The following is a 22,724-nucleotide window of genomic DNA, read 5'->3' as shown; positions in this document are numbered from 1 at the left end:
AATCGGTCCCTCAAAGGTTACTATAACTACTACTGTATCACGGACAATTTACAGGAAGTGGCGAACTTCTTAGACAGCATTAAGCGGATATTGTTCAAATGGATGAATAGAAGAAGCCAAAGGAAATCGTTCAGTTGGGATAAATTTAATTTATTCCTTAGTAAATATCCGTTGCCTAGACCCAGAATTAAAGTAAACATATATGATTTGAAGAAAAATATTAACTATATTCTGTGAATGATGATAGGAAGAGCCGTGTGCGATAGTACCGCACGCACGGTTCTGTGAGGAGTGAGGAACTTATTATCTATACTAGAAAACAAGTTCCCGCTTACTCGACCGGGAGTGCAAGGCCAGGGGAGACCCCACAGGAGCGAAGCGACGAGGAGGCTCCCGGACTGCCCGCGGAAAGCGAAGTGCCTGGAGCGGAAATCAACAACCACGTTTAACACAGCCTATTTTAAAAAAACCAGCAATAAAACTAGCATAAACGGAGGAGAAAACTATGAATTTCAAACTATCTGAAGAACATGAAATGATTCGAAAAATGGTACGCGACTTTGCAAGAAACGAAGTAGCACCGACAGCAGCTGAACGTGATGAGGAAGAGCGCTTTGACCGCGGGATTTTCGAAAAGATGGCGGAACTAGGGTTAACGGGCATTCCATGGCCAGAACAGTATGGTGGAATCGGCAGTGATTACCTCGCATACTGCATCGCGGTGGAAGAGCTTTCTCGAGTATGCGCTTCAACAGGGGTAACTTTGTCTGCACATACTTCACTAGCAGGTTGGCCGATCTTCAAATTCGGGAATGAAGAACAAAAGCAAAAGTACCTCAAGCCAATGGCTCAAGGCAAGAAAATGGGTGCCTACGGCTTAACTGAGCCTGGAAGCGGCTCCGATGCAGGTGGCATGAGAACGATAGCACGTCTTGACGGCGACGATTATATTTTAAATGGCTCGAAGATTTTTATCACCAATGGTGGCGAAGCCGATATTTATGTTGTATTCGCGTTAACAGATCCTGAAAACAAGCATAAAGGCACGACGGCGTTTATCGTTGAAAGTGACTTCCCAGGATTCTCCGTTGGTAAGAAGGAAAAGAAAATGGGAATACGTTCATCACCAACAACGGAAATCATTTTTGAAGATTGCCGCGTACCAAAGGAAAATATTCTTGGTGAAGTAGGCGAAGGCTTTAAAATTGCGATGATGACACTTGATGGTGGCCGGAACGGAATTGCGGCTCAAGCAGTCGGAATTGCTCAAGGTGCCCTTGATGCTGCGGTTGATTATGCGAAGGAACGCGTTCAGTTTGGCAAGCCAATCGCTCAGCAACAGGGAGTTGGTTTTAAGCTAGCAGATATGGCGACACAAGTGGAAGCTTCTCGTCTTTTAACTTATCAAGCAGCATGGTTAGAATCTGAAGGACTTCCTTACGGAAAAGAATCAGCAATGTCGAAGTTATTAGCTGGAGACACGGCGATGAAGGTGACAACTGAGGCGGTTCAGGTATTTGGTGGGTATGGCTATACAAAGGAATATCCAGTCGAGCGGTTTATGCGTGATGCAAAAATCACCCAAATCTATGAAGGCACACAGGAAATTCAACGTCTAGTTATTTCAAGAATGCTAACGAAGTAAGCAGAGTCGGATAGTCTGGGAAAGGGGGGAGTGGATGACTCGGCGTGAAGTGCAGGCCTCGGTAAAAGATGAACGCCTGGTGATGAAAAGGCGGGACCAGATGATCAAGGGGGCGGTGACTCTTTTTAAACAAAAAGGGTTTCACCGGACGACAACGAGAGAGATTGCCCGTGCGGCGGGTTTTAGCATCGGAACACTGTATGAGTATATCCGCAGCAAGGAGGATATTTTATACCTCGTTGTCGATCGCATGTACGATCAAATCAGGGAACGGCTCCAAAAGGACCTTGATACCAATCAAGGGACTGTCGCCAGCCTTAAGAGCAGCATTGCGTACTATTTCCGACAAATGGCGGAGATGCAGGATGAGGTGTTAGTGATGTATCAAGAAGCAAAATCGCTCACCAAGGATGCCCTCCCTTATGTGTTAAATAAAGAGATTCAGATGGTCGGAATGTTTGAGGATGTCATTGAGAACTGTGTGAAAAATGGCGAGCTTACTCTCGATGAAAAACAGATCAAACTCATTGCCCACAATATTTTTGTCGAAGGACAAATGTGGGCGTTCCGCCGCTGGGCTTTACAGAAGGCTTATACACTTGAGGAATACATTGACATGCAGCTAGATTTGCTTTTTTACGGAGTACAGGGAGAAAGATCGACGAAGGAATAGGGGGAGAAGGATGAGTTCGGTTAAAACGAAGAACCATATTCGCTTTGTGACAGCTTCAAGTCTTTTTGACGGCCATGACGCGTCAATTAATATTATGCGGCGAATTTTGCAAGCAAATGGAGCAGAAGTCATTCATCTTGGTCATAACCGCTCGGTTGAAGAAGTAGTGAATGCCGCTATTCAGGAAGATGCTCAAGGAATCGCGATATCTTCCTATCAAGGCGGGCATGTGGAATATTTTAAATATATGTATGATCTTCTCCAAGAGCGTGGGGCATCACATATCCGTATTTATGGCGGGGGCGGCGGAGTGATTATTCCGAGGGAAATAAAAGAACTTCATGAATACGGGATCGCAAGGATCTTTTCACCAGAAGATGGACGCTTGCTCGGCCTTGAAGGCATGATTCAGCAAATGATTAAAGAATGCGATTTCTCCACTGTGGAGAAGTGTGACTTAGAGAAGCTACCAACTGGGGATGTATTGACGGTAGCGAAAATGATCACTCTTGCTGAACAAGAAGTTGGGGAGATGGGAATCGCAGCATCAGTTTTAGAAAAGGTGAAATCCTTAGGCAAGGATGTTCCGGTTGTAGGGATCACCGGAACAGGTGGCGCTGGAAAAAGCTCCCTCACCGATGAGTTAATTCGAAGGTTTTTAAATGAAATTCCTGAAAAACGGGTCGCGATTTTATCCGTCGATCCAACCAAGCAAAAAACGGGTGGCGCCTTGCTTGGCGACCGAATCCGTATGAATGCAATCTTCTCACCGCGCGTGTATATGCGCAGTCTTGCTACTAGGAAGGCAAGGTCAGAGTTGTCCCTCGCCATCCAAGATGCGATTTCGGTTACAAAAGCAGCGGGATTTGATCTTGTGATTGTGGAGACGAGCGGGATTGGTCAAGGGGACGCGGGAATCACCGATGTCTGCGATGTTTCGATGTATATAATGACAAGTGAATTCGGTGCGCCTTCTCAGTTAGAGAAAATCGATATGATTGATTTTGCTGACTTGATTGTTATCAATAAATTTGAGCGCAAAGGTTCAGAAGATGCGTTGCGTCAAGTGCAGAAGCAGTACCAGCGCAGCCATCTGTTGTTTGACAAAGACCTTGATTCAATGCCGGTTTATGGGACAATTGCGAGCCAGTTCAACGACCCAGGTACGAACGCGTTGTTCGCGGCGCTTGTTGATAAAATTAATGCAAAGACCGGTTCGGATTGGACGACGAGTTTTTCCACGGATGCGTTAGTCGAGAAGCAAAATGTCATTATTCCGAATGACCGTCGTTATTATTTAAGAGAAATTACTGAGGCCGTTCGCGGGCATCATCGTCATGCGACTGAGCAAGCAGAATTGGCGCGACGATTGTTCCAGCTTGAGGGATCGATTGAAGCGGTTAACGAGCAGGAGGTACTTGGGGCTGAGGTTGTTGCCTCGCTTGAGTCGTTAAAAGCAGATGTAGAACAGCGTTTATCTCCAGAGTCGAGAAAGATTTTATCAGGCTGGGCGGAATTAAAAGAGAAGTATGCTGCTGATAAGTTTGTAACGAAAATTCGCGACAAGGAAATCGTGACGGAGCTTCGGACGACAAGTTTGTCTGGATTGTCGATTCCGAAGGTGAGCTTGCCGCGCTACAAGGATTACGGGGAAATTTTACGATGGGTCTATCTTGAAAATGTCCCTGGTTCGTTCCCATACACTGCAGGAGTCTTTCCTTTTAAACGTGAAGGAGAGGATCCGAAGCGCCAGTTCGCTGGGGAGGGTACACCGGAACGAACGAATCGTCGTTTCCATTATCTATCAAAGGACGATTCCGCGAAGCGCTTAAGCACGGCGTTTGATTCGGTCACGCTTTACGGCGAAGACCCGGATTATCGACCAGATATTTACGGTAAAGTCGGCGAAAGTGGTGTAAGTGTTTGTACGTTAGATGATATGAAAAAGCTTTATGCGGGCTTTGACCTGTGCGCCCCGTCTACCTCTGTCTCGATGACAATCAATGGACCAGCTCCAATCATCCTTGCGATGTTTATGAACACGGCGGTGCAGCAGCAAGTGGAGCGGAAGGAAGCAGAGCTTGGCCGCAAGTTAACCGATGATGAGTATTTGGAAGTGAAGGCGTGGACATTGAGCACAGTGCGTGGCACGGTTCAGGCTGATATTTTAAAAGAAGATCAAGGACAAAACACATGTATCTTCTCAACAGAGTTTGCGTTAAGAATGATGGGGGATATTCAGCAGTATTTCATTGATTATAAGGTGCGTAACTATTACTCAGTTTCAATCTCCGGCTACCATATTGCCGAAGCAGGAGCAAATCCAATTTCACAATTGGCGTTTACGTTGTCAAACGGCTTTACGTATGTGGAATATTATTTAAGCCGTGGCATGAATATCGATGACTTCGCGCCAAACTTAAGTTTCTTCTTCTCCAATGGTCTTGACCCAGAGTATACCGTGATTGGCCGTGTGGCCCGCCGGATTTGGGCGACTGTTATGAAAAATAAATATGGGGCGAATGAGCGCAGCCAAAAGCTGAAGTACCATGTGCAGACAAGTGGGAGATCGTTGCATGCTCAGGAAATCGATTTTAATGATATCCGTACGACGCTACAGGCGTTAATGGCCTTGCAAGATAATTGTAATTCACTTCATACGAACGCCTATGACGAAGCAATTACGACTCCGACGGAAGATTCTGTTCGGCGCGCGATGGCGATTCAAATGATTATTACCAAAGAGCATGGCTTGACGAAGAATGAAAATCCATTGCAAGGTGCGTTTATTATTGAGGAACTTACCGATTTAGTCGAAGAAGCTGTGTTACAGGAATTCGAACGAATCAATGATCGCGGCGGCGTGCTCGGTGCAATGGAGACGCAGTATCAGCGCGGCAAGATTCAAGATGAATCGATGCATTACGAAATGAAAAAGCATACAGGAGAATTGCCGATTATCGGCGTGAACACGTATTTGAATCCAAATCCTCCTTCAGAGGACATGGTCGACAATATGGAGTTGGCGCGGGCAACGAAGGAAGAGAAAGAGCTGCAAATAACGAATTTAAATTCGTTTAAAGCGCGGAATGCCAATGGCGGTGAGGAAGCTCTAACCCGCTTAAAGCAAACAGCCGTCAGCGGCGGCAATATCTTTGCCGAGCTCATGGAAACCGTAAAATACGCCAGCCTCGGCCAAATCACTCGAGCCCTCTACGAAGTCGGCGGTCAATACCGTAGAAATATGTAAGAAATTTACCAGGTGCCAGGCACCATCCAGAATTTGGCTTGTAGGAATCCTACGAGCCTTTTTGGTTTTGGTTCTTTTGCGAACTTTGTTGTTCTTAAGCTGAATAGCTGAATACTAGGTATCTGGTTTCGATATAATCAGTAATCTTCGGCCTTCTGGGACCTTGAGAGTTCGCTTTTATCTGTTAGGGAATTGTGATCTGATAAATAGAGGGAGAAATTCCCCTTAAATAGTAAATTGCACTGAAATTTGCTTAAATAGAGGGAGAGATTCCGCTTATTTGACTAGAAACCTTAGAAATAGCTGATTTTTCTTTGTATAAGGGGAAAAACTCCCCTTATTTACCCCAAAATGAACGCTAATTTTCATTTAACGGTAAAATCTCCCCTTATTTGACTTTAGCTAGTTATCCAAAAAAACATCCATGATTTTTTTTGGACCTAACTGGAGTTTACCTAGGTAAGATGGTTATCTTTATGAGGAAGGGGCTTGCAAAAACAGCCTTTGGGGCAAACTTTAGCTTATAGATTGTACGGGAGTATTATATAATGTATATATACATAATTTTTTGAATTCCTTAGGGATGTGAATTTAGTGAGAATCTTATCAATCATTGCTCTTGTGGGCGCTGTAATCGCCGCTTTATATTATTTATATCAAGCCCAATTAGGGGCTATTTCTTTCTTTATGTTATCGATTCTCTTTTTTATTCTAGCTGCTAGACTTTTGAGAAAAAAGGAAGGAAATGAGGAACAAATAAAGAAAACGAAAGAAAAGTCATATAAAAAAGCGGGAGAACAATAGATTAGGCTGGCATAAACAGGTTAAAATTGTTTATAATGAAGAATATGCTTTTGGTAGATTTTCCATATTTCGGGTTTATCGCTCGTCTAAGAGCGTGAATAGAGAAAGGAAGTGCAAGTGTTGAGTTTAAAAAAATACTCAAAAGAAGACCTTAATGAAATGTCTTGGATCGAAATAGCATTTGAACTTTTAGAAGAGAAAAAACAAGCGGTTTCTTTCAAAGAACTAGTAAAAGAAATTTCTACTTTGCTTGGTGTGAAAGAAACAGAAGCATCTGAACAAGTCGTGCAGTTTTACACTGACATAAACATAGATGGCCGATATTTAAGTCTTGGTGAAAACCGTTGGGGCTTACGCGTTTGGTATCCAGTTGATCAAGCGGAAGAGGAAGTAGTTACCCCTGTAAAACCTCGTAAAAAGAAGGCGAAGAAAAAGGCTGTTGAAGAGGAAGTTGTGGAAGGCTTTGATGAAATCGAAGACGAGGACTACGACGATTTCGATGACGAAGATGATGATGATCTTCTAGATGATGAAGATTTGGATGATGACCTCGATGAGGAAGAAGATTTCGATGAAGATGATGACTTGGTCGAAGATGAAGAAGAGCTAGAATTAGATGAAGAAGAGCTTGATGACGATGACGAAGAGGAAGATTTCGACGAGGAAGAAGAGAAGTAACGAACTTCTTGACTTTTCGCACGCTCGCATGTAATATCGTTTTTGGGCTCCTTAAAAAAGGAACGGTCTTATAATTAGCGAAAAACGCTCCCCATACGTTTTGTATGCGGGGCGTTTTTTTTGTTTTTTTACGGTGTTAAAGGAAAAGGTTGAGTTTACATACCGTTGATTGGAACGGAAGGCACGAAGACTCCTCGAAAATGAACTGCACATTTTCTCGTGCGTGGGCATATTCGAGGAAGCCATTCAGTGTCCTGCGGGAGTGCAAGGCCAAGGGAGACCTAGGTTGAATTGGTCCGTATGAGGGACCAATTAACCCCACAGGAGCAAAGCGACGAGGAGGCTCCCGGACTGCCCGCGGAAAGCGAAGTGCCTGTAGTGGAAATCAACAACGTTTAACACAGCCTATAAAAAAATTAATGGGATAAGAATTTTTCTGCACTCATACCGCCTTTTAAACGAGGCGTTTCTCTTTTTTACGAAGAGTTAGCGGACAAACTGTGTCCGCAAAGACCCAACCCGTTCAATCAAGATTAGTGGTGGAAGAACTCACCACTGATGGAAGTTGAACACTATCGTACGAAATGTTTTTAAAATCAATGAAAAGTTTCCAACTAGCACAAACTAGTTGGAAAAGAGGGGGACCATCATGACAAAGTATATTTTCGTAACCGGCGGCGTTGTCTCGTCACTTGGAAAAGGGATTACAGCAGCTTCCCTTGGCCGCTTATTAAAAAACAGAGGATTAAAAGTAACGATTCAAAAGTTTGACCCGTACATCAATGTTGACCCAGGGACGATGAGCCCATACCAGCACGGTGAAGTTTTCGTAACCGATGACGGCGCTGAAACGGATCTAGACCTTGGACACTATGAGCGTTTTATTGATATCAACTTAAATAAGTACTCAAACGTGACAACTGGAAAGGTGTACTCAACAGTTCTTAAAAAGGAACGTCGAGGCGACTATCTAGGAGGAACGGTTCAGGTTATTCCACATATTACAAACGAAATCAAAGACAAGGTATTTCGTGCGGGGAAAGAAACCAATGCAGATGTTGTTATTACCGAAATTGGTGGAACGGTTGGGGATATCGAATCACTGCCATTTCTTGAGGCCATCCGTCAGATTAAAAGTGACATCGGCAACCGCAATGTAATGTACATACACTGTACACTTGTTCCTTATATTAAAGCTGCTGGCGAGTTAAAAACAAAGCCAACACAGCATAGTGTAAAAGAACTTCGCAGCCTTGGGATCCAACCAAATGCGATCGTTCTACGTACAGAAATGCCAATTTCACAAGATATGAAAGATAAAATTGCCTTGTTCTGTGATATTGAAAAAGAAGCGGTCATTGAATGTCAGGATGCGGAAACATTGTACAGCATTCCGCTTGACCTACAGAGTCAACATCTTGACCAAATTGTCTGCAATCACTTGCAATTACAGTGCACAGATGCGGATATGACCGAGTGGAAAGAGCTTGTTGATAAGGTTCAAAACTTAAAGAAAACAACGAAAATTGCTCTTGTAGGTAAATACGTTGAGCTTCAAGATGCTTATATTTCCGTTGTCGAATCCCTACGTCATGCCGGATATGCGTTTGATAGTGACATTGATATTAAATGGGTCAATTCAGAAGAAGTAACAGGTGAAAATGTTGCTGAATTGCTGAAAGATGCCGATGGAATTCTTGTTCCTGGTGGATTTGGAGATCGCGGTATTGATGGGAAGTTATTTGCAACCCAATATGCGCGTGAACAAAAGGTACCGTTCTTCGGAATCTGTCTTGGCATGCAGTTAGCGACTGTTGAGTTTGCTCAAAACGTAGTGAAGCTTGAGGGAGCACATTCTGCTGAAATCAAGCCAGAAACTCCATATCCAATTATCGATCTTTTACCAGAACAAAAGGATATCGAAGACCTTGGTGGAACTTTGCGTCTTGGCCTTTATCCTTGTAAGTTAATTGAAGGTTCAAAAGCGGCACAAGCATACGGCGAAACAGTTGTTTATGAGCGTCATCGTCATCGTTACGAGTTCAATAACGAATATCGTCAGCAATTAGAAGAGGTCGGGTTCATCTTCTCTGGGACAAGCCCAGATGGCCGCCTAGTTGAAATTGTTGAAATTCAAGATCACCCATGGTTCGTCGCTTGTCAATTCCACCCAGAATTCAAGTCAAGACCAACTCGTCCACAACCATTATTCAGAGACTTTGTGGAAGCATCGTTGAAGAATAAAAAATAATTACTTACCTGACAACTCCATCTTAGGATGGGGTTGTTTTTGCTTACTCCTTTAACGGGGGCTGTTGCTTTCCGCTCCAGGCGCTTGCTTTCCGCGGGGCGGGCGCTAAGCCTCCTCGTCGCTTGCGCTCCTGCGGGGTCTTACCTGTCCCGCTGCTCCCGCAGGACATTGAATGGCTTCCTTGAATAGGCCCACGCACGAGAAAATGTGCAGTTCATTTTCGAGGAGTCAAGCACCTTCCGCTCCAATCAACAGTGTAGTAGAAAATATAAAGGCAGAAACGTTATCTTTTGATAAACGGTTCTGCCTCTATTTAATATGTACTTCTTAAATAGTAAGAAGCAACTTATTCCTCATACTCCGCCATCATCTCATCAATGGTAAACTTGATACCATAATAAATAAACAATGCGGCCATTGAGGTGGGTTGACCAAAGCGCTCCCCGTTCTCGTCAGGAAGCATTCCTTTCTTAATCCTCAAATCAATGTGAACATCTGCTAATGCATCGAGCCCACCGTCATCTATTATGGTTGAAACTGCTACGAAGGATAGGTCTTTTTTTATGAGCTCTTCAGCAATCGCAACAGCTTCAGTGTCTGTGGATTGGCGGGCAAAAATTAGGACGCGGTCAGCAGGGGTAAGCTTGGAAACTTGCTCGGCTGATTGTAAACGAACCGCTCCGTTTAAGGGTTCTGCGCCTTCAGTTGCCTCATAAGGAATAGCGTTCATTTCTGCGCTGCCATAAATATAAATGCTTCCTTCTCCAGCAGCAGCTTGGGCGAGAAGTCGAGCACTATCTTCTATGGCAAATTCCTCTTTTTCGAGCAATCGATTGAAAAGACCGGTAACTTGGGTTGTGAACATTTTTAACAAAAAAATCGCCTCCAAGTAATGATTATAATCATTAAAAAGTGTAAGGTAAAATAAGAGGGTAAAAAGTTTTAATAGAAGAGTGCAGGATTTTCGATAAAGAAAGCGAAGTTAATACCTTAATAAATACAAATATTTAACTATTTTTGGGGGAAAGCGGCATGAAACAAAAAATATTGATTGTTGACGATCAGTTTGGAATTCGCATCTTGCTTAATGAAGTGCTGCAAAAAGAAGGCTATGAAACTTTTCAAGCAGCCAATGGCGTACAGGCACTTGAAATCATGCAGAAACATTCGCCAGACCTCGTCCTATTGGATATGAAAATTCCGGGGATGGATGGAATTGAAATTTTAAAAAGAATGAAAGTCATTGAAGAGGATATCCGTGTCATCATTATGACCGCATATGGAGAGCTCGACATGATTCAGCAAGCGATGGATTTAGGAGCTTTGACTCATTTTGCCAAACCATTTGACATTGATGATATTCGTTCCGCAGTCAAAAAGTATGCTCAAGTGGCACAGTAGATTTTAATAATACATAAAAAACCAAAGCCCGCTCAGTCAATTTTTGAGCGGGTTTTTCTTCCAAACAACCCGTATTCAGACTAGTGAAAATAGTGGTAGCGCTTGCTTGTGAATTTTTTATAAAACCCTGTAAAAATACAGCGTGGGCAATGGTAATTATGTTGATGTTTTGTTATGATAACTAATGAATTCCACAAGATCATGACCGTTTTGACAACATGTACATAATCAAGAGTATAGAGGGTAACCTTAAATGGAAGTCTAGTCATTACGTGTGACGATCTAATGAAGGAGGAAAATAATATGCCTTTAGTTTCAATGACAGAAATGCTAAAAAAAGCAAACGCTGAAGGGTATGCAGTTGGTCAATTCAACATAAATAACCTTGAGTATACTCAAGCAATCCTGCAAGCGGCTGAAGAAGAAAAATCTCCAGTAATCCTTGGAGTATCTGAGGGTGCTGCTCGTTATATCGGGGGCTTCAAAACTGTAGTTAAAATGGTTGAAGGTCTTCTTGAGGATTATAAAATTACTGTTCCTGTTGCGATTCACCTTGACCATGGTTCAAGCTTTGATAAATGTAAAGAAGCAATCGACGCTGGATTTACTTCCGTTATGATTGATGCTTCACATGATCCGTTCGAGCAAAACATTGAAACGACTTCAAAAGTAGTTGAATATGCACATTCTAAGGGTGTTTCTGTTGAAGCAGAACTTGGAACTGTTGGTGGCCAAGAAGATGATGTAATTGCTGAAGGTGTTATCTATGCAGACGTTGACGAGTGTAAAGAGCTTGTTGAGCGTACTGGTATTGACTGCCTAGCTCCAGCACTTGGTTCTGTTCACGGACCTTACAAGGGCGAGCCAAACCTTGGATTCAAGGAAATGGAAGCTATCAATAAAATTGCTGGTGTACCTCTAGTTCTTCATGGTGGAACAGGTATCCCAACAGCTGACATCCAGAAGTCTATCTCTTTTGGAACAGCAAAAATCAATGTAAACACTGAAAACCAAATTTCTTCTACGAAAACAGTTCGTGAAGTATTGGCTGCAGATACTGAAGTTTACGATCCACGTAAATTCTTAGGACCAATGCGTGAAACAATCAAGAAAACCGTAATCGGCAAAATGCGCGAATTTGGTTCTTCTCAAAAAGCATAAAGATCTTTACAGGTGAAACCGCCTTTTAAAAAAGGCGGTTTTGCTTCATTTAAAGCTAACTGAAAATTATGTCGAATGGAGGCGCTTTATTATGAAATTTTTTATTGATACAGCCAATATGGAAGAAATTCGCGATGCATATGCTCTTGGGTTAGTAGCAGGGGTAACAACAAATCCATCCCTCGTAGCAAAGGAGAAGAATATTAGTTTCCCTGACCGTTTGAAGGAAATTACCGAGTTGGTATCTGGATCCGTTAGCGCCGAGGTGATTGCGCTTGATGCCGAGGGAATGATTAAAGAAGGCCGAGAACTAGCTGCCATTGCTCCAAACATCACGATTAAAGTTCCGATGACTCCAGATGGTTTAAAAGCCGTTTCGACATTTGCAAAAGAGGGAATTAAAACGAATGTGACCCTCATTTTCAGTGCCAACCAGGCCTTGCTTGCTGCAAGAGCAGGAGCTACATATGTATCCCCATTCATTGGTAGACTAGATGATATTGGTCACAACGGAATGGATTTAGTTTCAACGATTGCCGAAATCTTTGCGATCCACGGAATTGAAACCGAAATCATTGCCGCATCGATTCGCCATCCTCAACATGTAACTGACGCCGCTCTACAAGGAGCACATATTGCAACCATCCCTTATAAGGTATTAATGCAGCTATTTAATCATCCTTTGACTGACAAAGGAATTGAAGCATTCTTGGCAGATTGGGAAAAACGCTCTAAATAAAGATTTTTAAACGTTTACTTCATTTATAATGTATGATAAAACCATAGGAATCATCCGGACTATTATATTTTCATCTTTCTTTGTAAATAATGCATAATGTAAGTGAATGAGGGTTGTCTTAGTTGGGGACAAGCCTTTGTGCATGGAAGTTAGAATCTACATCACGGCTTAGAAGGGAGTCAAAAATGGAAAAGCTTAAAATTGCAGGTGGATACCCATTAAAGGGAACGGTGCGTATTAGCGGGGCGAAAAACAGTGCGGTCGCGTTGATTCCCGCGACGATTTTGGCTGAATCCCCTGTTACGATTGAAGGTTTACCGGATATTTCTGATGTCCATATTTTAAAGGACTTGCTTCAGGAAATCGGTGGGCCCGCAACTTTCTCAGACAATGAAATGACGGTTGATCCCTCTTCCATGATCTCCATGCCTTTGCCGAATGGAAAAGTAAAAAAACTGCGAGCTTCCTATTATCTTATGGGGGCCATGCTCGGTCGCTTCAAAAAAGCGGTCATCGGGTTGCCAGGCGGGTGCCATTTAGGACCAAGACCAATTGATCAACATATCAAAGGCTTTGAAGCTCTTGGTGCAAAGGTAACAAATGAGCAGGGAGCGATTTATCTCCGTGCCGATGAATTACGTGGCGCTCGAATTTACTTAGATGTTGTTAGTGTCGGTGCGACCATTAACATCATGCTTGCTGCTGTTCGTGCGAAAGGCCAGACGATTATAGAAAATGCGGCGAAGGAGCCGGAAATCATTGATGTTGCTACGCTTCTATCTAATATGGGAGCGAAAATCAAAGGCGCCGGAACGGATGTGATCCGGATTGATGGAGTAGACAAGCTTCACGGCTGCCGTCATACGATTATTCCTGACCGGATTGAAGCCGGAACGTACATGATTTTGGCAGCTGCTGTCGGCCAAGGAATTCTCATTGATAATGTCATTCCGCTTCACCTCGAGTCATTGATTGCCAAGCTTAAAGAAATGGGTGTCCATGTCGAAACAAAGGATGACCAAGTGTTTGTTGGACCAACGGAACACTATAAGTCTGTTGATATCAAAACATTAGTCTACCCAGGTTTTCCAACGGACCTGCAACAGCCATTCACCTCGCTATTAACAAAGGCAGAAGGTTCAAGCGTTGTCACAGATACAATTTACGGGGCTCGGTTTAAGCATATCGATGAGCTAAGAAGAATGAATGCCAATATTAAAGTCGAAGGCCGTTCCGCCATCATCAATGGTCCCATTCAGCTTCAAGGGGCAAAGGTAAAAGCAAGTGACCTCCGTGCAGGAGCTGCGCTCGTCATTGCTGGACTCATTGCTGAGGGCGTAACCGAAATCACCGGGCTTGAACATATCGACCGCGGCTACAGCCATCTAATCGAAAAGCTAAACGGCCTCGGAGCAACAGCCTGGCGCGAAAAAATGACCAAAGAAGAAATGGAACAAATGAAAAACGCTTAAATCGGTATTGAGTTTTTTATATAAAGAGAAACAAGTCTGGGTTTCTATAGGCTATGTTAAAGAACATTGTTGATTGTAGCGGAAGGCACTCGACTCCTGCGGGAGTACGGGGCAGGGGAGACCCCGCAGGCGCCTCAAGCGCCGAGGAGGCTCCCCGGCACGCCCGCGGAAAGCGAGTGCCTGGAGCGCAAATCAACAACCACGTTTAACGCTAGCCTTTAAAAAAGAGAATGAGGGGAGAAACCGATGGAAAGAAGTTTATCAATGGAGCTTGTTCGCGTAACCGAAGCAGCTGCACTAGCATCCGCTCGTTGGATGGGCCGCGGCAAAAAAGACGAGGCCGATGGAGCAGCGACCTCAGCAATGAGGGATGTGTTTGATACAGTTCCCATGAAAGGGACTGTCGTCATTGGTGAAGGGGAAATGGACGAAGCACCGATGCTTTATATTGGTGAAAAACTTGGGACAGGATATGGACCACGTGTCGATGTGGCGGTGGATCCTGTCGAAGGAACAAATATTGTGGCATCTGGTGGCTGGAACGCACTAGCTGTATTGGGAATTGCTGATCATGGGAATCTCCTTAATGCACCAGATATGTATATGGAAAAAATCGCTGTCGGGCCAGAAGCTGTTGGATTAATCGATATCCGCGCCTCCGTGTTAGATAACTTAAAAGCGGTTGCGAAAGCGAAAAATAAAGATATGGAAGATGTCGTTGCGACGGTTTTAAATCGAGACCGTCATGGACACATCATTCAACAAATACGCGAAGCAGGTGCAAGAATCAAGTTGATTGATGACGGAGACGTTGCCGGAGCAATCAACACCGCCTTTGATTTTACTGGCGTTGATATCTTGTTTGGAACAGGCGGCGCACCTGAAGGAGTGCTATCTGCGATTGCGTTAAAATGCATGGGTGGCGAAATCCAAGGAAGACTTGTCCCACAAAACGATGCCGAAGCAGAGCGTTGCATTAAAATGGGCATCGACGTAACAAAGGTCTTGTTGATGGAGGATCTCGTTAAAGGCGACGACGCCATCTTTGCTGCAACCGGAATAACAGACGGTGAAATGTTAAAGGGCGTTCAATACAAAGGCAACGTAGCAACAACCCACTCCATCGTCATGCGTGCCAAATCAGGAACACTCCGCTTCATCGAAGGCCAGCACAGCCTAAACAAAAAGCCGAACCTTGTGATTAAATAATTGAATTTTAAGGATACGGTTGACATTTGCTGGATCTTGATTGGAGCGGAAGGCACTCGACTCCTGCGGGAGTACGGGGCAGGGGAGACCCCACAGGCGCTGTAAGCGCCGAGGAGGCTCCCCGGCACGCCCGCGGAAAGCGAGTGCCTGGAGCGGAAATCAACGTGTTAACAATGCAAAGATAATTTCCTATGTCCTCAAGATGATGCTCCTTTTTAACAACCCGTCAAAAAGGAGCGTCAAAATTTGGAAAGTTTTAATTGCTTCTACATGCAAAGATAAGGTACAATTAACATTATTTTTATAAAAAAGGATCTTCGATCGACTGCTTTTCATCAATCCTTCTTTACATCCTTCAGTGGAAACTCTTTTCTTCTTTTTCCATCCATAGTAAGTGTACTCATATTCGTTTTTTTACAATTTTTATGGACAGGAAATCGAAATACTATTTAAGTGTGGTGACGATATGGAAGTCAATATTTCAAGTTTAGAAAATATGAAATTAAAAGAACTGTACGAGCTTGCCCGTGAATATAAAGTTTCATATTACAGCAAGTTGTCTAAAAAAGAACTGATTTTTGCAATTTTAAAAGCTAGAGCTGAGCGTCAGGGTTACTTTTTTATGGAAGGTGTCCTAGAAATCATCCAATCGGAAGGTTTCGGTTTCCTACGTCCAATTAATTACTCGCCAAGCTCTGAGGATATTTATATCTCAGCTTCACAAATCCGTCGTTTTGATCTTCGGAACGGGGATAAAGTCTCTGGTAAAGTACGTCCTCCAAAGGAAAATGAACGCTATTTCGGTTTGCTTCAAGTTGAACTGGTTAACGGAGATGACCCAGAAACTGCGAAAGAACGAGTTCACTTCCCAGGTCTTACGCCACTCTATCCAGACCGCCAAATGAAGCTTGAAACAACGCCTAAGCATATTTCAACACGGATTATGGACTTGCTGGCACCTGTTGGTTTTGGGCAGCGTGGTTTGATTGTTGCTCCGCCTAAGGCTGGGAAAACGATGCTGATCAAAGAAATCGCCAACAGCATTACGACGAATCATCCAGAAGCCGAATTGATTGTGTTGCTGATCGACGAACGACCTGAGGAAGTTACCGACATCGAGCGCTCTGTTGCGGGTGATGTGGTGAGCTCGACTTTTGATGAAGTTCCAGAGAACCATATTAAGGTGGCTGAGCTTGTGCTTGAACGAGCGATGCGCCTTGTTGAACATAAGCGTGATGTTATCATCCTTATGGACAGTATTACACGTCTAGCACGTGCTTATAACCTTGTTATTCCGCCAAGTGGTCGAACACTTTCAGGGGGGATTGACCCGGCAGCGTTCCATCGTCCAAAGCGTTTCTTCGGTGCGGCCCGTAATATTGAAGAGGGCGGTAGCTTGACGATTCTAGCGACGGCGCTTGTCGAAACAGGTTCTCGTATGGATGACGTCATTTATGAAGAGTTCAAGGGAACAGGGAATATGGAACTGCATCTTGATCGCTCACTTGCAGAAAGACGAATCTTCCCAGCGCTTGATATTCGTCGCTCTGGGACGCGGAAGGAAGAGCTGCTTATTCCGAAACCAAATCTTGACAAGCTTTGGGCAATCCGTAAATCGCTAACCGATTCGCCGGACTTTTCGGAGAAATTCCTTCGCAAGTTGAAGCAGACGAAATCAAACGAAGAGTTTTTTGCAATCTTAGCTGAGGAAATTAAGGCTGGTAATAAACGGGCGCTGTAATCGGATTTCTCTGATGGAAATTATTGTGGTAAAAACAAGCTTGATAAATTAGTATAGCCTTGCTATAATGACAACAGTGTGTTTTTTCAAACTCTAAGGTGTCGATATGGCCCCTACAATATAACTCTGTTTCAGCAAATGATTCAGGGCAAAAGGAGATGAAAAGGAATGAGAACTGGAATTCATCCAAACTACAAGACAATCACTGTTTCTTGCGCATGCGGAAACACTTTTGAAACGGGTTCAGTAAAGCAAGAGATTCGCGTTGAAACTTGCTCTGAGTGCCATCCGTTCTACACAGGGCGTCAAAAATTCGCTGAGGCTGGTGGACGTGTAGACCGCTTCAACAAGAAGTACGGTCTTAAGAACGACGTACAACAGTAATAGACAAATTAAAAAAGCAGGCAAGAAGCAACACTACCTTGCCTGCTTTTTATTTCGAAAAAAATAGCTCTATTAAAGGGCATTTTTGTTTGTTACCGTTGATTGTAATGGAAATCAACATACCTGTTTAACAGAGCCAATAAAATAATAAACGTTCATTATAGGAACGATAAAAAATAAAATGAAATCGTGATAGCTAGGAAGGAGAGGCCGTCTCTATGTATGTGATGAAGCACAGCGGCTGGATTGAATTAATCTGCGGCAGCATGTTTTCCGGCAAATCAGAGGAATTGATTCGCCGAGTCAGAAGAACCCAATTTGCGAAACAAAAACTTGCTGTTTTTAAACCGTTAATTGATAATCGTTACAGTGAAGAAGCAGTCGTATCCCATAATGGAACATCCGTAATGGCGAAACCGGTTGCGAATTCAACTGACATTTTCCAGCATATTAACTCTGAAATCGAAGTCATAGCCATTGATGAAGTCCAATTTTTTGATGATGAAATTGTTCAGGTCGTTCAACACCTTGCCAATAGTGGTCACCGTGTGATTGTTGCTGGTCTAGACCAAGACTTCCGAGGCGAACCATTCGGCCAAATGCCAGCGCTAATGGCGGTAGCCGAACAAGTGACGAAGCTTCAAGCTGTATGTGCAGTCTGCGGATCACCTGCAAGCCGTACGCAGCGTCTCATCAACGGAGAACCGGCCTCTTATCATGATCCTGTTATCCTCGTCGGCGCCTCAGAATCGTACGAGCCCCGTTGCCGTCACCATCACGAAGTGCCAAAAGTACCACGCGAACAGGAAATCACTCCTAAAACCGATAGCCTGACTTAAATAGATGAAAAACCAGCTTCTTTTATTAGGGAAGCTGGTTTTTTATTTATTTAAGTAGATTAAGTGTAACGGAGCATGTTTAGGGATCGTTTTCATTTAACGAGGCTATTCTATTTTTTACAACGTTGATTGGAGCGGAAGGCACGAAGACTCCTCGAAAATGAACTGCACATTTTCTCGTGCGTGGGCCTATTCAAGGAAGCTATTCAAAGTCCTGCGGGAGTGCAAGGCCAGGGGAGACCCCACAGGAGCAAAGCGACGAGGAGAAAGAAAAGCGGAAGCGCCTTGTTCAGCCCGCGGAAAGCGAAGTGCCTGGAGCGGAAATCAACAGCCGCGTTTAACGCAGCCAATAAGAACGTGTCAAGTGAACCTATCCGAGTTAATTTGATTTTGACGCTTTCATCTCCCTATACTATAATTAAGTAGTTATGGGTAAAAATGATAATAGGAATAAAACGTACGATATATGTACCTTTTTAATATATAAAATATGAGGTGAATGACTTTGTTTGATCGTCTTCAAGCTGTTGAGGATCGCTATGAAAGGCTGAATGAGCTTTTAAGTGACCCTGAAATTGTGAATGACCCAAAAAAGCTTCGTGAATTTTCAAAGGAACAGTCTGATATTCAAGAGACTGTCGATGTTTATCGTGAATACAAAGATGCAAAAGAACAGTTCCAAGATGCAAAGGCCATGCTTGAGGATAAGCTGGATGCTGAAATGCGCGAAATGGTGAAGGAAGAAATCTCTGAGCTCGAGGATCAAATTGAAGGTCTTGAAGCACGCTTAAAGCTTCTTCTCATTCCTAAGGACCCGAATGATGACAAAAACGTTATCATGGAAATCCGCGGCGCAGCAGGTGGAGATGAGGCGGCATTGTTCGCTGGTGATTTATACCGCATGTACAGCCGTTTTGCCGAAAGCCAAGGTTGGAAAGTAGAAGTAATGGAGGCTAACTCAACAGGAGTTGGCGGCTTTAAAGAAATTATTTTTATGATCAATGGCGCTGGTGCTTATTCAAAAATGAAGTTTGAAAATGGTGCTCACCGCGTTCAGCGTGTGCCAGAAACTGAATCTGGTGGCCGAATTCATACTTCAACAGCAACAGTAGCTTGCCTTCCAGAAGCAGAAGAAGTTGAAATCGAGCTACATGACAAAGATATTCGCTTTGATGCCTTTGCTTCTAGTGGTGCCGGCGGACAGAGCGTTAACACGACGATGTCGGCGGTGCGCTTGACGCATATTCCAACAGGAATAGTCGTTTCCATCCAGGATGAGAAATCCCAGCATAAAAATAAAGACAAAGCGATGAAGGTATTACGTGCGCGTGTGTATGATAAATTCCAGCAGGAAGCTCAAGCGGAATACGATTCCGTACGTAAATCTGCTGTTGGAACGGGTGACCGTTCGGAGCGGATTCGTACGTATAACTTCCCGCAAAACCGCGTCACCGACCACCGTATCGGGTTAACGATTCAAAAACTAGACCAAATCCTCCAAGGGAAACTAGATGAAATCATCGAAGCTTTGATTATGGAAGATCAGTCTAATCGTCTAGAGGAAGCATCCAATGAGTAAAAAAATCTACGAAGCCCTAAACTGGGCTTCGTCTTTTTTAGAAGAAAAGCAGCGGGATGAAAACGTTGGTGAACTTCTCTTACGCCATTTTACCGGGATGAGTCGGGCAAAGCTTTTATCAGAACTACGCGAAGAGTTAAAGCCGGAAGTCTGGTTGGCTTTTAAGGAAGCAATTCACCAGCATGAACAGGGAGTACCCGTTCAATATATCATCGGTTCACAGGAGTTTTATGGTCGAGAGTTTGATGTGAATCCTTCAGTATTGATTCCGCGTCCGGAAACTGAGGAACTAATTTATGGAACTTTAAATCGTTTGAATTCGATGTTTGATAGTCAGGTTGGACTTGAACTAGCTGACATTGGAACAGGAAGCGGTGCGATTTCGGTGACGTTAAAATTAGAAAAACCTGAGCTGAGCGTGACCGCCACTGACCTTTCTGAAGCAGCATTGGAAACAGCGAAGAGCAATGCGGCAAAGCTTGGGGCCGAAATTGAATTTGTCAAAGGTGATTTGCTTGCCCCGTTGATTCAATCGGGGAAAAAGTTTGATGCCATCATTTCAAATCCTCCGTACATCCCAGTGAGTGATCAAGTGTCGATGTCGGAGGTTGTCACCGAACACGAGCCCCATCTCGCCCTGTTCGCCGGAGAAGATGGCCTTGATTTGTACCGACGGTTTATGGACGAGCTCCCGCTAGTTTTAAAAGAAAAGGCATTGGTTGGGTTTGAGATTGGCTTTGGCCAGGGAGAAGCCGTTTCAGAGCTGTTGAAGCAGGCCTTTCCTGGAGCGAAGATTGAAGTCGTTAACGATATCAATGGCAAGGACCGGATGGTATTTGCGGAAATTGAGGGGTAAGAGAACACGGTCAGCGACCAGGATGTGGTTTAGGCCAGACATCGGGTCGTTGATTGTTCAGGAAGCCGGTAAAAAGATCCAAGCTTTAAAACCGGATTTCTGGGAAAACCAAATTTTTTAAAACAAATTCAAAATTTAATAGTTTAAGAATCTAGCAATCTGTCCACACTGTGACTAGTGAAGGGATGGTGCTAGAAAATGAAACAAAAATTACTTGCTGAACTTTATATTATTTTATTATGTGCTGCTACTATTTTAAATTTATATATGCCAACGACAGAGGCGACATCACAGGATCCACAGGTGATTCCAAATGAGGCGATTCGGTTGAGAATCTTGGCTGATAGCGACTCTAAGGAAGACCAGGAAATTAAGCGCAAGGTGAGAGACGCAGTTAATGCGGAGATCACAAAATGGGTAGAAGAGTTGGTATCACTAGATGAAGCGAGAACTGTAATCAAAGAAGGGATTCCGGAGCTACAGAAGATTGCTGAAGAAGTGGTTGCCGAACATGGAAGTAATCAATCGGTAAAAGCCGAGTTCAATAAAGTTAGTTTTCCAACCAAACTTTACGGACAATTTTTATATCCAGCTGGTGAGTACGAGGCTGTCCTCATCACACTTGGCGAAGGAACAGGATCTAACTGGTGGTGCGTATTATTCCCGCCACTATGTTTTCTAGACTTTTCAAACGGCGAAGCAACAAGCAAAGGGTTTGAAGACGGGAAACCAGCTGAAGGCGAAGAAGAGGTTGCTGAAGTAGCGAGCAGTGAAGAACAAGCACCGCTATATGAGGAGCAGGATGAAGAGCCGGTCGAAGTCCGATTCTTCCTAGTAGATATATGGAATAAGATTTTTGGTTAAAATAAAGAGCGTGGCTCAAGTAAAAATGAGTCACGCTCTTTAGTAGGTTTTATAGATCTTCTGCAAACCGCTCATCAGGAATTTTACTAAGCATCACATAAAGCGAAACAGGTTCAGTTCCTGTGTTTTTAAAAGCCATTTTTTCTTGATCGCTACAATGAATCACTTCATTTTGGCCGAGGACAACCTCTTCGCCGTCAACGGTAAACGTGCCCGCGCCTTGCATCATTTGAATAAACACTTCGCTGCCTGGGTGAGCGTGTGGTGGTAACTCTTGGCCTGGTAAGAAATTTAGTAAGAAAACGGTGCTGTCACCTTTTTTGAAAACAATCCGTTTTGTAAATCTTTCTTCGCTGAATTCTTGATATTGGTTTAAAGTTTGTTTTTCCATTAGGATTCCCTCCATTTAGTAGAATCTAGTATTAGTATAAACTGATTGTGGAAAAAAGAATGTGAGTGCAATCACGGTTGAAACAAATAGATTATTGGTTCTACTTTTCTACATTACCCATAAACATATACTAGAATTCAAAAATGGGGTGGAAAAATGGAAGAAACGATTCGCAAGGCGGAAAGTAAGGATATTAAAAGATTAGAGTCCTTTCTATTAGAAGCAAACGTAAATGCTGAAGGAGTCGCGGATTCGATTGATTATTATTCTCTATTAGAAACAAAAAGTGGGGCTTTAAAGGCGTGTATTGGGATAGAACCGGTGAATGGCGTCGGCATGCTTCGTTCGTTTGTCCTGTCTGAAGGAACGACACAGGTTCAGATTTTACTCTTATTTGATCGCGTCATTAAAATTGCTGAAAGCAAAAAGCTAGATTCCCTTTACCTTGTGACAAATAAAGAAACTGCGGTTTCCTTTTTTAATAAAATTGGGTTTATAACAGTGGACGATATTCCGCCGGCCCTTTACAATAATCGACATTTTGAACAGGTATCCAGTGTGGATAACTCGATTATCATGAAAATGCCAGTTGGGAATGTGGATAACTCTTAGTTTGTGGAGAAGGCTGGGAGAAAATGTGGATAGCTAAGAAAAGTTATCCACGGAATGGACCTTTTTATACACAATTTGTGGATAAAAACTTGTCATCATTGAGTTCTTCTTTTATACTTTCATAGAAATTACTTTCCGTATCCCTGTTATAAAGGGAAAATAGAACTAATTTGAG

Annotated in this window: 21 protein-coding genes; 19 read left to right on the top strand and 2 right to left on the bottom strand. The window is 43.4% G+C overall.

The features are described 5' to 3' along the window. The 7 genes from BMX30_RS17935 to BMX30_RS17905 form a co-directional block, all read left to right on the top strand. Window positions 1-237, top strand: a 237-nt coding sequence (locus tag BMX30_RS17935; protein ID WP_280139984.1) for a group II intron maturase-specific domain-containing protein, incomplete at its 5' end; no start/stop codon positions are given. 268 nt (window positions 238-505) lie between these two features. After that, window positions 506-1,645 (top strand): acyl-CoA dehydrogenase, encoded by a 1,140-nt coding sequence (locus BMX30_RS17930; protein ID WP_090748881.1) that lies wholly within the window; start codon window positions 506-508, stop codon window positions 1,643-1,645. 34 nt (window positions 1,646-1,679) lie between these two features. Continuing rightward, entirely contained in the window at window positions 1,680-2,318 is a 639-nt protein-coding gene (locus tag BMX30_RS17925) for a TetR/AcrR family transcriptional regulator (RefSeq protein ID WP_090748879.1), read from the top strand. A gap of 10 nt (window positions 2,319-2,328) precedes the next feature. Then, window positions 2,329-5,568, top strand: a complete 3,240-nt coding sequence (gene icmF / locus BMX30_RS17920; RefSeq protein ID WP_090748877.1) for a fused isobutyryl-CoA mutase/GTPase IcmF — start codon at window positions 2,329-2,331, stop codon at window positions 5,566-5,568. Between the two features lie 594 nt (window positions 5,569-6,162). After that, a complete protein-coding gene (locus BMX30_RS17915) occupies window positions 6,163-6,372 on the top strand; it encodes a hypothetical protein (RefSeq protein ID WP_090748875.1) in 210 nt (69 codons plus the stop codon). Window positions 6,373-6,489: 117 nt separating this feature from the next. Next, complete coding sequence (rpoE, locus tag BMX30_RS17910) at window positions 6,490-7,050, top strand: DNA-directed RNA polymerase subunit delta (protein ID WP_342028084.1); 561 nt, start codon at window positions 6,490-6,492, stop codon at window positions 7,048-7,050. Window positions 7,051-7,699: 649 nt separating this feature from the next. After that, a complete protein-coding gene (locus BMX30_RS17905; RefSeq protein WP_090748869.1) occupies window positions 7,700-9,301 on the top strand; it encodes a CTP synthase in 1,602 nt (533 codons plus the stop codon). Window positions 9,302-9,647: 346 nt separating this feature from the next. On the opposite strand, the gene BMX30_RS17900 is transcribed toward BMX30_RS17905, so the two are convergent. After that, the gene (locus BMX30_RS17900) at window positions 9,648-10,166 is read right to left on the bottom strand and encodes a DUF2529 domain-containing protein (RefSeq protein ID WP_425283777.1); all 519 of its coding nucleotides are present in this window, start codon (window positions 10,164-10,166) and stop codon (window positions 9,648-9,650) included. A 167-nt stretch (window positions 10,167-10,333) separates the two neighbouring features. Between BMX30_RS17900 and BMX30_RS17895 the strand changes: the two genes are divergently transcribed. From BMX30_RS17895 to spoIIR, 11 genes are all read left to right on the top strand, one after another. After that, a complete protein-coding gene (locus tag BMX30_RS17895; RefSeq protein WP_090748865.1) occupies window positions 10,334-10,702 on the top strand; it encodes a response regulator in 369 nt (122 codons plus the stop codon). A gap of 303 nt (window positions 10,703-11,005) precedes the next feature. Continuing rightward, window positions 11,006-11,863, top strand: a complete 858-nt coding sequence (locus tag BMX30_RS17890) for a class II fructose-bisphosphate aldolase (RefSeq protein WP_090748863.1) — start codon at window positions 11,006-11,008, stop codon at window positions 11,861-11,863. A 91-nt stretch (window positions 11,864-11,954) separates the two neighbouring features. Then, the gene (gene fsa, locus BMX30_RS17885) at window positions 11,955-12,602 is read left to right on the top strand and encodes a fructose-6-phosphate aldolase (RefSeq protein ID WP_090748861.1); all 648 of its coding nucleotides are present in this window, start codon (window positions 11,955-11,957) and stop codon (window positions 12,600-12,602) included. Window positions 12,603-12,787: 185 nt separating this feature from the next. Further along, window positions 12,788-14,074 carry a UDP-N-acetylglucosamine 1-carboxyvinyltransferase gene (locus tag BMX30_RS17880; RefSeq protein ID WP_090748859.1) on the top strand — a complete coding sequence of 429 codons (1,287 nt, stop codon included), beginning with the start codon at window positions 12,788-12,790 and terminating at the stop codon, window positions 14,072-14,074. A 246-nt stretch (window positions 14,075-14,320) separates the two neighbouring features. After that, the gene (glpX, locus tag BMX30_RS17875; RefSeq protein ID WP_090748857.1) at window positions 14,321-15,283 is read left to right on the top strand and encodes a class II fructose-bisphosphatase; all 963 of its coding nucleotides are present in this window, start codon (window positions 14,321-14,323) and stop codon (window positions 15,281-15,283) included. A gap of 466 nt (window positions 15,284-15,749) precedes the next feature. Further along, on the top strand, window positions 15,750-17,024 hold the full coding sequence (gene rho, locus BMX30_RS17870; protein ID WP_090748855.1) for a transcription termination factor Rho: 1,275 nt from the start codon (window positions 15,750-15,752) through the stop codon (window positions 17,022-17,024). Between the two features lie 168 nt (window positions 17,025-17,192). Then, window positions 17,193-17,408 carry a 50S ribosomal protein L31 gene (gene rpmE, locus BMX30_RS17865; RefSeq protein ID WP_090748854.1) on the top strand — a complete coding sequence of 72 codons (216 nt, stop codon included), beginning with the start codon at window positions 17,193-17,195 and terminating at the stop codon, window positions 17,406-17,408. A 218-nt stretch (window positions 17,409-17,626) separates the two neighbouring features. Beyond that, complete coding sequence (locus BMX30_RS17860; protein ID WP_090748852.1) at window positions 17,627-18,247, top strand: thymidine kinase; 621 nt, start codon at window positions 17,627-17,629, stop codon at window positions 18,245-18,247. Between the two features lie 505 nt (window positions 18,248-18,752). Continuing rightward, on the top strand, window positions 18,753-19,826 hold the full coding sequence (gene prfA / locus BMX30_RS17855) for a peptide chain release factor 1 (protein WP_090748850.1): 1,074 nt from the start codon (window positions 18,753-18,755) through the stop codon (window positions 19,824-19,826). Next, window positions 19,819-20,682: a peptide chain release factor N(5)-glutamine methyltransferase gene (gene prmC / locus BMX30_RS17850; RefSeq protein WP_090748848.1), complete on the top strand. Its 864-nt coding sequence runs from the start codon at window positions 19,819-19,821 to the stop codon at window positions 20,680-20,682. The genes prfA and prmC overlap by 8 nt, the downstream gene beginning before the upstream one ends. Before the next feature lie 198 nt (window positions 20,683-20,880). Continuing rightward, window positions 20,881-21,546 (top strand): stage II sporulation protein R, encoded by a 666-nt coding sequence (gene spoIIR, locus BMX30_RS17845; protein WP_090748846.1) that lies wholly within the window; start codon window positions 20,881-20,883, stop codon window positions 21,544-21,546. 49 nt (window positions 21,547-21,595) lie between these two features. Here the strand turns inward: spoIIR and BMX30_RS17840 are convergent, their stop codons facing one another. After that, entirely contained in the window at window positions 21,596-21,937 is a 342-nt protein-coding gene (locus BMX30_RS17840; RefSeq protein ID WP_090748844.1) for a cupin domain-containing protein, read from the bottom strand. Between the two features lie 156 nt (window positions 21,938-22,093). Between BMX30_RS17840 and BMX30_RS17835 the strand changes: the two genes are divergently transcribed. Beyond that, window positions 22,094-22,549 (top strand): GNAT family N-acetyltransferase, encoded by a 456-nt coding sequence (locus BMX30_RS17835; protein ID WP_090748842.1) that lies wholly within the window; start codon window positions 22,094-22,096, stop codon window positions 22,547-22,549. The last annotated feature ends 175 nt before the right edge of the window (window positions 22,550-22,724 follow it).

The organism is Mesobacillus persicus (genome assembly GCF_900109925.1).
Lineage (GTDB): Bacteria > Bacillota > Bacilli > Bacillales > Cytobacillaceae > Mesobacillus_B > Mesobacillus_B persicus.
The sequence above is the reverse complement of the archived record's forward strand: the minus strand, read 5'-3'. Positions and strand labels throughout refer to the sequence as shown.